This is a genomic window from Paenibacillus antri (genome assembly GCF_005765165.1).
GTDB lineage: Bacteria > Bacillota > Bacilli > Paenibacillales > YIM-B00363 > Paenibacillus_AE > Paenibacillus_AE antri.
In genome coordinates, this window is the sequence record NZ_VCIW01000005.1 from 297697 (window position 1) to 310437 (window position 12741).

A 12741-nucleotide genomic window follows, 5' to 3' on the forward strand; every position below is an offset into this window, starting at 1 on the left:
TCTCCGCCTGCCCTCGATAAGTTAGATGCCAATCGCCGAAACGTTCTCAACACCTTTCTTTCATTTTAATGAATATCAGAAGAAAAAAATATGGAAAAAGTGCCAAATAGACGATCTCTACGCTGCGCGCACGCCGAAAACATCGCCTAGAAAAGTCGTGGAAGGGGAGCAGCGATTCGTCCAAAACTCCGGGCTGGAACAGCAGGTTGTACGTCCGCTGTCGGCGTCCTTTACAATATATATTGAACATATTTATTTTTACTGATAAATCTGATTATTCCAAAATAGCGTGGTATAATAATACAAACCAAACTGCATGAAATGTGGTGAATCGGATGAACACAACGGAAAGAACACCTTTGTATCAGATGGTCCAAGAGTATATACGAGACTTGATTGCGTCGCAAGAATTGAAGATAGGAGACCGTATTCCTACGGAAAAGGAATTGATGGAGCGGTTTGGAGTAAGTAAGATCACTGTCGTGAATGCCCTGTCCGGTTTGGTTAACGAAAGAATCATAACTAGGGTACCCGGAAAGGGGACTTTCGTAAGCGATCCTGAACATGAAATCCCGACGACTCTTAAAAGCGCGGTAAAGCGTGTCGAGGCAGCCAGCAGAGAAATGCGGACGCGGTTGATAGGCCTCATATTACCCAGCATTTATGACTATTTTACCATCCGACTTGTACAAGGTATTCAGCAAGCATTAAACGAGAATGGCTACCGATGCGTTATCTATTTCTCTGAAGGCGACATCGATAAGGAGAAAGAGGCCATCAAGACATGTAGGAAAATCGGAGTGGAAGGTTTATTGATTTTTCCGGTTGACGAGGAATTGTTTAACGAGGAAATTTTAAGCATGAAATTTGCGGGATTTCCGTTCGTACTCATCGACCGTTACCTTCCCGGGGTGGAAACTCATTATATAGCTTCAGACGGCAGGTTCGGGGTTGGCCTGGCCGTAAATTACTTGTGGGAGCTGGGGCATCGCGAAATCGCCATATGTTCCGATTCGCCCTTACAAACCGTTACCGTTCAAGAGCGGATCGATGGATATATGAATGCCTTGAAGGAAAAAGGATCGCTAATTAACCCTGCCCACATCGTAACCGGTTTTGAATTAGGAAACCTAGACCAGGTTGAAACACATCCGCTGTACCGTTATATCCAAAATCGAATGGCAACGGCCTACATCACACTAAATGGAAGTCTTGGGGTGAAAATCTACGAGATTGCGCGTCAGGCCGGATTGAAGGTGCCCCAGGACATATCCATTATCAGTTTCGACGATCCGACCTCAATTATCGAGGGATACGGCACTTTCACTCATGTCAAACAGTTTGAACGGGACATGGGCTACCGTGCGGCTTACACGCTGCACGAGGTCATTAACGGTGATGACGGTCAAAATGGAAAATACATAAAAACACTAGTGGAGCCGGAATTGGTCATCGGCGAGACGACGGGACAACGAATTCAACAACCGCCTAACGAATGAGTCCGACGCTCATGTAAACCTCTAAAGAAGTCCCCAAAACAGATACAGAAATCCACTTCAAACTTCAAACAATTCACATCATTAATATGTATATATTGAATAGGGTATATTATTTCCATAACATAAATACGCCTGAATAAAGGGTGGGGGTAAGCGGTCGCTTATCCTCTTCTTTATTACCTACGGATCAGGATTCCTCCTCAAGATCAATATCTCCCCCTTTTCATGCAAATCCACAATAAAATACCCACCAGAACCTTGTTTTCCGATATAAAGGTTACTTTATGCCTATATGAGGAAGCTATAGAAAATTTCTCCCGACATATTGAATATATTTATTAAATGGAATATATTATAACCAAGGAAATGAAATCGCTTGCAAAGAAGGGGGGGGTCACTCGCTATATGCCCTACGAAAAAGTAAGACCGGAAACATTGAAATCCATGTTAAGGCGTCTGGAGAAGTCCATTTATGTTCCGCTTTCGGATTTACACGTTACCGTCTGGGTGACGCCCGAGCCGGTTCTATACGCCGAGAGGTATTCAGGGCAAAAATTAGAACTTCGTGCAGGAGATCGATGGGGGAAATTATGGGACTGCGGGTGGTTTCATTTCACAGGCAAAGTGCCCAGGGAAGCGGCAGGCGCGAAAGTCGTGTTGCTCATCGATGTGAACGGCGAATTATGCATTGTGGATCATGAAGGCATCCCGAAACAAGGGCTGACAAATATTAATTCGGAGTTTGATACCTCCCTTGGGCTTCCGGGGAAACGCGTCGTACACATTTGCGAGTCGTCAACGGGGGAGGAAACGATCGACCTATGGGCCGATGCCGGCTGCAACGACCTATTCGGGCAGTTCCGAAGCGGAACGTTGAAGGAAGCGGTTATCGCCATTTGCCGGGAACAGGTAAGACAGTTGTACTACGACGCGGAGGTGCTGGTGGAAACCGCCGAACAGCTGCCATCGGGTTCCGCTCGCAAGGAGAAGATATACCGCGCGTTATCCGATGTTTCCCTGTTATTAACGGAGCTGACCGATCAACGAGTAGCGGAAGCGCGCCGAATCCTCGGCAAGGAACTGGCGATGCGCGGAGGCGATCCGGTGTTAACGATCAGTGCCATCGGGCATGCGCACATCGACCTTGCCTGGCTATGGCCGATCCGAGAGACGATTCGCAAAGGAGCGAGATCTTTTGCGACCGCATTGAGAATGATGGAACGTTATCCGGATTATGTGTTCGGCGCAAGCCAGCCCCAACTGTACGACTGGATGAAGGAGTATTATCCGAAACTATACTCGGAGATCAAAGAGAGAATCAAGGAAGGAAGGTGGGAGCCTCAAGGCGCGATGTGGGTTGAATCGGATACCAATGTGCCAGGGGGAGAATCGCTTGTCAGGCAAGTCTTATACGGGAAACGGTATTTTCAACAAGAATTCGGACACGACATCAGTACCTTATGGATGCCTGACGTGTTCGGATACTCCGCTAGCTTACCCCAAATCTTAAAGAAATCCGGCGTTACCTACATGATGACCCAGAAGCTATCCTGGAACATGTACAACCGGCACCCGCATCATACCTTCTTTTGGGAAGGGATCGACGGCTCTAGAGTTCTCGCCCATATGCCGCCGGAAGATACCTACAATAGCCCTGCTGCACCTCGATCCATTATGAAAGCGGAGAAGGAGTATTTGGATAAGAACATCTCCGATCGTTGCCTAATGCTGTTCGGCATCGGCGACGGAGGAGGCGGTCCGGGGGAAGAGCATCTTGAGAGACTGAGTCGAGAGAAAAATCTACTTGGATTAGCTCCCGTCGTACAAGAGCCCTCGGAACGTTTCTTCGAAAAACTTGCCGAAGACGGCGAACGATATCAATCTTGGCGCGGGGAGCTGTATTTGGAGAAACATCAAGGAACCTTAACGAGCCAAGCGCGAAACAAACGTTTCAATCGGAAGATGGAAAAAGCGTTGCGCGAGCTTGAATATGCCTCCGTGCTCGCATGGATGGCAAATGGATATCCGTATCCATCCGAGGAACTGGAGAGAATTTGGAAGGAAGTGCTGCTTTACCAATTTCATGACATCCTTCCAGGGTCCTCGATTAAGCGGGTTTATGACGAGTCATTAGAACGATATGCGACGATGCTCGAACAAGTCGAGCGGATGATCGCAACGAGCTATACATCCGTAGCGGGTTCAATGTGTTTAGCCGGTCAGAAAGAAAATAGCGTCCTAATCTTCAATTCATTGCCATGGGAGCGGGTAGAATGGCTGAAGCTGGACGAAGAATGGCTGCGGCTTCGCGTTCCGCCGATGGGCTTCGTCTCGGGGGATTCCAATATTGTTTCTATCGTAAACAAAGATGCAACAGTATCGGAGATGAAGGTATCACTTCGCGAGCGAGCGGCGGAGAACGACCTGCTTAAAGTGACGTTCGGCGCGGACGGCGGAATCAAGTCCATATGGGACAAGGAATCCGAAAGGGAAATCGTCGTTCCAGGGGAACAAGCCAATGCCCTCCGCATCTACCATGATGAAGGCGACGCTTGGGATTTCCCTTCTACCTATCGACAGTCCGGCGGAACGCCGCTTACGATGGAAGGATTGGAACCTATCGTCAACGGTCCGGTCGCCGGCTTCTTGATCCGGTACAAATTTGGCCAATCCAGTCTGACGCAGAAAGTCGTTCTTACCGCCGGAAGCAGAAGAATCGATTTCGTAACGGAAGTCGATTGGAAGGAATCGGGGAAGATGCTCCGGACATCCTTCCCGGTGAATGTCCGTTCGGATCACGTCAATTGCGAAATCCAGTTCGGATACATCCAGCGGCCGACTCACCGCAATACGATGTGGGATTACGCGAAGGACGAAATTTGCGCCCATCATTGGATCGATCTATCGGAGCCGGACTACGGAGTAGCGCTGCTTAACGATTGCAAATACGGGCACCGCGCAGAAAACAACGTTCTCGATATAAACTTGCTGCGAAGTCCGAGTTATCCGGATCCCGAGGCGGATCGCGCGAAACATTCTTTCATCTATTCGCTTTATCCGCATCAAGGGGACCATGTCCAAGCAGAAGTGTATAAGCGCGGTTATGAATTGAATGTTCCGCTTCGTACCGTCGAAGCATCGAATCGCAGCGACATCGGCACCGCTCCTAAGCCGGCGGGAATGGATTCGTTCCTGAAGCTTGACCACCCGAACGTCATGGTCGAAACCGTGAAGAAGGCGGAGGACGGCGAGGAGATCATCATTAGACTGTATGAAACGGCAGGAACCCGGATCCAAACGAATCTGCATACAGGCTTTCAGATGTCCGATGCATGGCTTGCCGATCTGTTGGAAAGGCGTATCGAACAACTGGATATCAAAGGACAAACGCTGAACCTTACGTTCGCCCCTTTCGAAATAGTGACCCTTAGATTGACTGCTCTAGGAGGTGTTCGGTGAATGATGCCAAGAGGGGTTATCATCCCTGGGTTTGAGCAAGTAAGAAGGAACAAGAAATTCGCAAAGATATGGTATTTCAGGCATATTTACTTATTTTTGCTTCCTGCCATCGTATGGTTTTTAGTTTTTGCTTACTATCCGATGTACGGCATTTTGATCGCGTTCAAAGACTTCAAATATAATCTGGGAATATTGGGGAGCCCGTGGGCAGGTTTTAAATTTTTCGAACAGTTTTTAAACGATTCCAGTTTTTACGATGTACTCCGGAATACGTTGTCCATTAGCGCCCTTAAACTTATTTTCGGATTTCCGGCTCCGCTGATCTTGGCGTTAATGCTGAACGGCGTCATGCACGAAAGAATAAAGAAAGTATTTCAGACCATTTCTTATCTTCCCCACTTCGTTTCATGGGTCGTCGTCGTTACTTTGATGCAAAAAATTCTTTCTCCTAACGTAGGACTCGTCAACGACATTCGTTACCAAATGGGATTGGACCCGATCTTCTTTATGGGGATGCCTTCCTTATTTTATCCGCTGGTCGTCATTTCCGATATTTGGAAAGGAGTAGGCTGGGGTTCGATCATTTATTTGGCCGCGTTGACGAATATCGATCCGCATTTGTACGAAGCTGCGGAAATCGACGGGGCTGGCCGGTGGAGCAAGCTGTTTAAGATCACGCTTCCATGCCTTACGCCAACGATCGGCATTTTGCTGATTTTCTCTCTCAGCGGAATCCTGAACGCGGGCTTCGACCAAATCTGGCTGATGCAATCTCCGTCAACATTAAGCGTCTCGGAAATTTTGGACACTTATGTTTTAAAAACAGGCCTCCAACAGGGGCAATTAGCGTATTCCACGGCAATCGGTTTATTCAAATCCGCGATCTCGTTGATACTCATCGTTGCTGTAAACAATATATCCAGACGCGTGAGCGACGTATCGCTTTGGTAACACGCTAGCGATGTACCTGAGGAGGTGTGTGTATGGGTGCGAGAAGGCTGACGCCGGCAGATAGAATATATATGTCGCTTAACTATACGGTGCTGTTTGTATTCTGCGTCACGGCCTTATATCCGTTTATTTATTTTCTAGCCCTTTCGTTCAACGACGGCTATGACGCGATGAAGGGGGGGATCTATCTTTACCCTAGAGTATTTACGTTAGAAAACTATATTAAGGCATTTAATAACCCGTTAATCCTCAACTCGTTTTTTATATCCATTTCCCGCACCTTGGTGGTAACGGTATTTTCCGTGTTATTGACGGCTTTATTAGCCTATGCGCTATCGCGGAAGGGCTTGCCCGGTAGGAAGTATATCGTATTCTTCTTTTTCTTTACCACTTTATTTAGCGGGGGACTGATTCCGACCTTTATCCTGTTCAGGCAATTGCAAATCCTGGATACGTTTTGGGTGCTGGTATTGCCCTCGCTCTATAACTTTTTCAATGCGATCATTATGAAAACGTTCTTCGACGGGATTCCCGAAGGACTATCGGAATCGGCCCGAATCGACGGAGCCAGCGAATTGTCGGTATTTGCAAGAATCGTAATGCCGCTTTCGATGCCGGTGCTCGCTACAATCGCCTTGTTCGTCGGAGTGGGCGTCTGGAACGACTGGTTTACCGGTCAATTTTTCATACAGAATGAAAATCTGCAGCCTGCGGCTACGTTCCTGAACAAGATGATCAGCGAAGCGTCTTTCCAATCGATGACGTCGTCGTCTGGAAATAGCGGATCCGCGATTCAAAACATGACCGAGACGCAAATGGAGCTGCGGGGGGTAACTCCTGAAGCGTTGAGGATGACTTTCGTCATTATTATTACGACTCCGATCATCTGCGTGTATCCGTTCCTTCAGAAGTATTTCGTTAAAGGAGTATTGGTAGGTTCTCTTAAGGAGTAGTCGGTATAAAAGGCTAAGCCCTTTTATATAAAAATTTCGCATTGGGAAGGGGATTGTAGGATGAAGAAGAGCAGTCTGAAAAATCTTCTAGGCATGACACTAATCGCTGTGTTGCTTTTCATGACGGCATGTACGGGATCAAGCGGCACCAAGGAAGCCGGTACGGGGGAGAAGGGACCGAATGAATCGGGTACCGCGAACGAGTCGGGCGCGGAAGAAATCAAGCCGGTAACGGTAACCTTCCTTAGCGCTTGGAACGGCGGCGGAGCCGGTTTCCCGCAGGATCAAGAGAATAACCCCGTAGCCCAGAAAATTCGGGAAGTCACCGGGGTCACGTTAAAGCTGGAATCCATTACGACAAGCGAAGTAGAAAAACTAAACACCATCTTCGCTTCCGGTACGGTTCCGGATATCGTTAACGCGCCTTTCTGGTCTACTACAGGGGGAGAAGGACAAGTCATCAAGAAGGCGGCAATGGAAGGACAGCTTCTGGATTTAACCCCTTATCTCGATAAATATCCGAATGTTAAGAGACTTGTGACGACCGGGATCGCGAAGGATTTCAATGAATTCGATCTCAATAGTCCCGAATTCGAAGGCAAGTCGTATCTCATTCCTACGGAGACCCCGGACGGAACCCCGGAGAGCATTCATAACTGGAATTACGGTCTCTTCGCCAGGGGTGATATCCTGAAAGCCTTAAATGTAAAAGCGGAGGATATCGATACCCAAGATGAGCTATATGATCTATTGGTCAAGATTAGAGACGGCGGCTTCAAAGATATCGGCGGGAAGCCGGTCATCCCGGCCGGAACGATGTGGAATGGATGGGACTACGGCCAATTCCTTGCCGGGTGGACGGATTACACGATTTCGGATTATCGCGAAGTGGACGGAAAGCTGATTCACTGGACGCAATCCGAGGACCATGAAGCTAGGTTGTTATACATGAGAAAGTTATTAACGGAAGGGTTATTCGATCTTGAAGCCTTCAGCAATACGAGTACAACCGCAAACGAAAAGCTTACGACCGGCAAGCTTGCCGTATTCGGAGCTCAACCGATGTTAGCCGATTTGCAAAAAACGCTCTATAAGACGAATCCGGAAATGCAATATGAACTGCTGGGACCGATGAAGAATAAGAGCGGAAATATTCGAACGCAAGTGGAAAAACCCGGCCGTTCCGGTTTCCCTGTCCTGTTCTTAAGCGCCGACATCAAAGATCCCGATGCGGCATTGCGGTACATCGATTACGTCAACAGCGAAGAGGGCCGATTGCTTGCACACTTCGGGATCGAAGGAACGCACTACACGTTGGAGAACGGGGTTCCGAAATGGATTCCCGACGTGAAAAAACAATTCGACGAAAACCCGGATTTGAAACGGGACGCAGGTCTCAATTATCTTCCGGGCCGGTTCATCGGCGCATTCTCCCCTGACGTCGCTTGGCCGAAAGCCGAGGATGAAAAAACAGAGTGGGAAAAGCTGGAGGACAGCTTCTCGGCGAAGATGCCTATTAAAATCATCGACAAAGTCAGCGCCAGCTACCTTGCAAGAGAGTGGCCTAAATATCAGGAATTTAGAGATAAAACCAGCAGCTTGAACTTCGACGAGGAATTTAAGAAAGCATTTTTTGCGGCATCCGACGAAGAAGCTCTTAATATGCTTCATAACGTTCAAGAGAAATTCAGAGCTGCCGGCGTGGAAGAAATGGCGGAGTTCGTGGCTCAAAAAGCTGCGGAAAGAGATGATGTAGGGTTCTAGAAGGAAGCTTTATGACTATGGGATGGTATCGCAGCCATCCCATAGATCTTTCCTATCGGGAGATGACGAAGTCATGAATCGATCGCGTACGGAAGAGCGGACCGGCTTTCAAATCGGTGCTCCCTACGGACCGACCTACGATCTGCAAACCGATTTCGTTATGGTATACGGCGTCGGGCCGGATATGCCGGATCGGATTCGCCAATGGGCCGATCGCGGGTACGAAGTACACTTGATGACAGGCGTTTCTTGGGGCTCTTATCAAGATTATTTGAACGGGAAGGTGGACGGACGCGAGCATTGGGATGAAGCGCAGATGAACCGGTACGGAGAAACCATTATTCACGGTACATCGAAAGACATCCCCTATATGGTTCCGACCATCGCCTTTACGGACTTTCTGACGAACCGGATCAAACGGGCGGTCGATGCAGGCGTCGAAGCCATTCATCTGGAAGAACCGGAATTTTGGGTGGAAGGAGGTTATTCGGAGGCTTTTAAGCGGGAATGGCAGATTTACTACAATGAGCCATGGGTGGCTCCGCATGAGTCCGTCGACGCGCAGTTTCGTTCCGCCAAGCTGAAAGCGTATTTATATACACGCTGCTTGGACCGACTTTGCGCGGCTTTGAAGGAATACGCCATGATCGCTTATAACCGCCATCTCCGGTTCTATGTACCGACGCATAGTCTAATCAATTATACGCAATGGCGGATTGTAAGTCCCGAGTCATGGCTGCTCGATCTCCCGACCATAGACGGATATATTGCGCAAATTTGGACGGGAACGTCGCGGACGCCGAATGTATACGAAGGGAAAAGAAAAGAACGCACGTTCGAAACGGCGTTCCTCGAATACGGCGCGATGCAGGAGTTAGTCCGCGGTACGAATCGACGGATGTGGTTTTTGCACGATCCGATCGAGGATGATCCGGAGCACACCTGGAGGGACTATCGCGAGAATTATTTGAAGACCGTCGTCGCCTCGCTGCTTCATCCGCATATTTCTCATTACGAAGTAGCCCCTTGGCCCAGCCGCATCTTCGAAGGGAAATATCCGAAAGAGGACGGAGACGGCAGGGAAGGAATTCCGGACCACTATGCTACGTTACTCTTGAACGTGATGCATACGCTCGGAGACATGCAGCAAGAAGTGATCCGATTCCAAGGCGAAAACTGCATGATCGGAGTGCTGCTTTCGGACAGTGCGATGTATCAGCGAAATGTACCCGGTGCTAGCGAATCGGAAACTTCGTTTAAATACGACGGAACGGTCGTCGAATCCGCCCAAGGCTCCGACTTCAGGGAGCTGTTAGACTGGTCTCCGTTTTACGGACTTACGCTGCCCTTGCTGAAACATGGCATGACGGTGAGGCCCGTTCAGTTGGAAAATATTCGACGGTATCCCGCGTATTTGGACGATTACCGCGTGCTCGTTCTTAGTTATGAGTTCATGAAGCCGGAATCTCCGGATATCCATAACGCCATTACGGATTGGGTGCGCGGCGGCGGCATTCTCGTTTATGTCGGAGACGGCCGAGATCCGTTCCATAGCGTACGAGCATGGTGGAATCAAGGCAAAAGAGGATACGCCACGCCCGCCGAGCATTTATTCGGTTGCCTCGGTTTGAACGCGGACGCGAACGAGGGGATTCATTCGCTCGGGAAGGGGATCGTCGGATATGTACGGCTGGATCCGGCCGTATGCGCGAAGACGAAAGAGGGGGCGGACCGTCTTCGTCGCATGGTGGCCGACGCGATTACCGCGCTTGGAGACCAAAGCTTGCAATGGAGCCCGAAAAATTACTTCCTGCTTCATCGCGGGCCTTATGTCATCGCCGCGGTTCTGGACGAATCCGTCAGCCCCGAACCCCTTGTATTGAATGGAATGTATGTGAATCTGTTCGATCCGAACTTGAGCGTTACGGAACACATCGAGATTTCCCCGGGCGATAATGCGTTGTTATACGATTTGAATTCCGTACCCGTCGCAGAGGAACCTTCCGTTATCGCCGCATCATCAAGAACCGAGCAGCTTTCTTCGACTCATGCGGAATACAGCTTTACAGCCAAAGGTCCTGAGCGCGTTCAAGCGGTAGCTTGCATCCGCAGCAAAAAGAAACCTGCTTCCGTCCGTTTGGAGCATGCCGGCACGCAGAAGGAAATGGCCTTCACATGGCACGAGCAATGTCGGACTCTTCATCTGCAGTACCCTAATCATCCGGATGGGGTAACGATTACGTTATTGTTTTCATGATCTTTAGGTCAGTCTTCTTTCAAACAGGTAAGGGAGGGGACAACACGTGTTACACCCGATCGTTTCCGCAGGAGAATTCACGGACCTCGATCGATTTATTTTCGAATCGTGGGGTTACTTCGTCATTCCGAATGTGCTGTCGAAAGAGGAGATTCAACAATGTTTAGATGCATCCATCCGAATTCATGAAGCGGCGGGTACCCTCGGATTCGGTCAAGTCGGCAGAGGATACGAGACGGAGCCGGCTATCGAAAGGTTAATGGATCATCCGGCGGTTTTACCGAAGATCAGAGGTTTGCTTGGAGATCGATTCATTGTGCAGTCCGGGTGGAATACGAAGCAACCGGCGCGCGGCGGTATGGGAGGCTGGCATCAAGATGGATCCGGCGCCTACGATTTTAAGAAGTTAGGGTATCCGATACCCCTAATCCAGCTCCGAGCTTCCTTCTTATTAACCGACCAAGAAGAGCCCGGCATGGGGAATATGGAGTTCATTCCAGGCAGTCACCGAAGCAGCGCTCCTCTTCCGGATTCGGTCCGCGCCGCAAAGTCGGGTACGCCGATCAGTCATGTGCTCTGCGCAACTGCAGGGTCGGTTCTGGTGTTCCACAACGCTATATGGCATCGGACGTACGAACATAATCGGGATTACGACCGCTACACCATGCATTACATCTATAGTCCTCCGTGGGTAAAGCCTTCGGACCGTTTCCATAACGATGTCGATTTTATGCAGAGAACTACGCCTCTTCGGAGAGCTTTAATGGGAGACTTTACGAGGCCCGATGCGCCATTCGGAGCCAATTATGCGCCGCCTCCCTTTGAAGGAAACTGAACCATCCGAAAATTTAACGATAACGGAGGGAATCCGAATGTTGAACGTTGCGATGTTGAGCAAGTGGCATGTGCATGCTGCCGATTATGCTAGAAAGTTACAATCTCACGGGAATGTGAAGCTCACGGCCGTCTGGGACGAACAGCCGGAACGCGGGAGCGAATGGGCCGCCCAATTGGGAGCGGATTTCGAAGCGGATTTGGATACGCTCTTACGACGGGAAGACATCGATGGAGTCGTGGTAGACGCTCCTACAAGCATGCATGCGGACGTCATGGTCGCTGCCGCCGAAGCCGGCAAACATATTTTTACCGAGAAAGCCATGGCACTTACCGTTGAAGAGTGCGATCGAATTTCCGCAGCGGTACGCAAAGCGGGCGTTAAGTTTTGCATTTCGTTCCCCGCTCGCACAAGGCCGCACCAATTGTTCGCGAAGCAATTGATCGACGACCAAACCTTAGGGGACGTTACGCTATTGCGCATTCGGAACGGCCACGACGGCGCACTGAATAATTGGCTCCCGGAATACTGGTATGACGAGAAGCAAGCCGGCGGCGGCGCGATGATGGATTTGGGCTGTCATCCGATGTACTTAGCGAGTTGGATGTTGGGGAAGCCGAAGCGAATCACTTCCATGTTTCATTATTTCACGAATCGAGCAGTCGAAGATAATGCGCAGTGTTCTATTGAGTTCGTAAATAACGCGGTCGCGTTGGTGGAAACAAGCCTGGTTACCTACAGAACTCCTTCCGCTCTTGAGATTTACGGCACGGAAGGTACCTTGATGATCTCGGATGATTCGGTTCGCGTCATCTCGAAGAAGCTCGATCTCCCTTTCAACGGATGGATTTCACCCACTCAACTCCCTAAAGAGCAGCCGCTTCCGATCATCCAATGGGCGGATGCATTACTCGACGACAAGCCGATGCCCTTCGGATTGGAAGATGGAACGAAATTGACGGAGCTGTTGGAAGCGGCATACATCGCTCATAAGGAAAACCGGACGGTAGAGTTCAAATAAAC

The 12741-nt window shown here is 49.5% G+C and carries 8 protein-coding genes; all 8 read left to right on the forward strand.

Going from position 1 to position 12741, the window contains the following annotated elements; genetic code table 11:
- Positions 1-335: 335 nt before the first annotated feature.
- On the forward strand, positions 336-1499 hold the full coding sequence (locus FE782_RS10885; RefSeq protein ID WP_138194117.1) for a GntR family transcriptional regulator: 1164 nt from the start codon (positions 336-338) through the stop codon (positions 1497-1499).
- A gap of 405 nt (positions 1500-1904) precedes the next feature.
- Positions 1905-4958, forward strand: coding sequence for an alpha-mannosidase (locus tag FE782_RS10890; RefSeq protein ID WP_138194118.1), 3054 nt, complete (start codon positions 1905-1907; stop codon positions 4956-4958).
- Complete coding sequence (locus FE782_RS10895) at positions 4959-5909, forward strand: ABC transporter permease (RefSeq protein ID WP_138194119.1); 951 nt, start codon at positions 4959-4961, stop codon at positions 5907-5909.
- 32 nt (positions 5910-5941) lie between these two features.
- The gene (locus FE782_RS10900; RefSeq protein WP_138194120.1) at positions 5942-6862 is read left to right on the forward strand and encodes a carbohydrate ABC transporter permease; all 921 of its coding nucleotides are present in this window, start codon (positions 5942-5944) and stop codon (positions 6860-6862) included.
- Positions 6863-6922: 60 nt separating this feature from the next.
- Positions 6923-8626, forward strand: a complete 1704-nt coding sequence (locus tag FE782_RS10905; protein WP_238392422.1) for an extracellular solute-binding protein — start codon at positions 6923-6925, stop codon at positions 8624-8626.
- A gap of 73 nt (positions 8627-8699) precedes the next feature.
- A complete protein-coding gene (locus tag FE782_RS10910; RefSeq protein ID WP_138194121.1) occupies positions 8700-10883 on the forward strand; it encodes a type 1 glutamine amidotransferase family protein in 2184 nt (727 codons plus the stop codon).
- 46 nt (positions 10884-10929) lie between these two features.
- Entirely contained in the window at positions 10930-11718 is a 789-nt protein-coding gene (locus tag FE782_RS10915; protein WP_138194122.1) for a phytanoyl-CoA dioxygenase family protein, read from the forward strand.
- Positions 11719-11755: 37 nt separating this feature from the next.
- Positions 11756-12739 (forward strand): Gfo/Idh/MocA family protein, encoded by a 984-nt coding sequence (locus FE782_RS10920; protein WP_138194123.1) that lies wholly within the window; start codon positions 11756-11758, stop codon positions 12737-12739.
- Positions 12740-12741 lie beyond the last annotated feature (2 nt).

Bases quoted from the DNA above. Each gene is read 5' to 3' on its own strand.
- FE782_RS10885 (WP_138194117.1), top strand. From the start codon at position 336: ATGAACACAACGGAAAGAACACCTTTGTATCAGATGGTCCAAGAGTAT.
- FE782_RS10890 (WP_138194118.1), top strand. From the start codon at position 1,905: ATGCCCTACGAAAAAGTAAGACCGGAAACATTGAAATCCATGTTAAGG.
- FE782_RS10895 (WP_138194119.1), top strand. From the start codon at position 4,959: ATGATGCCAAGAGGGGTTATCATCCCTGGGTTTGAGCAAGTAAGAAGG.
- FE782_RS10900 (WP_138194120.1), top strand. From the start codon at position 5,942: ATGGGTGCGAGAAGGCTGACGCCGGCAGATAGAATATATATGTCGCTT.
- FE782_RS10905 (WP_238392422.1), top strand. From the start codon at position 6,923: ATGAAGAAGAGCAGTCTGAAAAATCTTCTAGGCATGACACTAATCGCT.
- FE782_RS10910 (WP_138194121.1), top strand. From the start codon at position 8,700: ATGAATCGATCGCGTACGGAAGAGCGGACCGGCTTTCAAATCGGTGCT.
- FE782_RS10920 (WP_138194123.1), top strand. From the start codon at position 11,756: ATGTTGAACGTTGCGATGTTGAGCAAGTGGCATGTGCATGCTGCCGAT.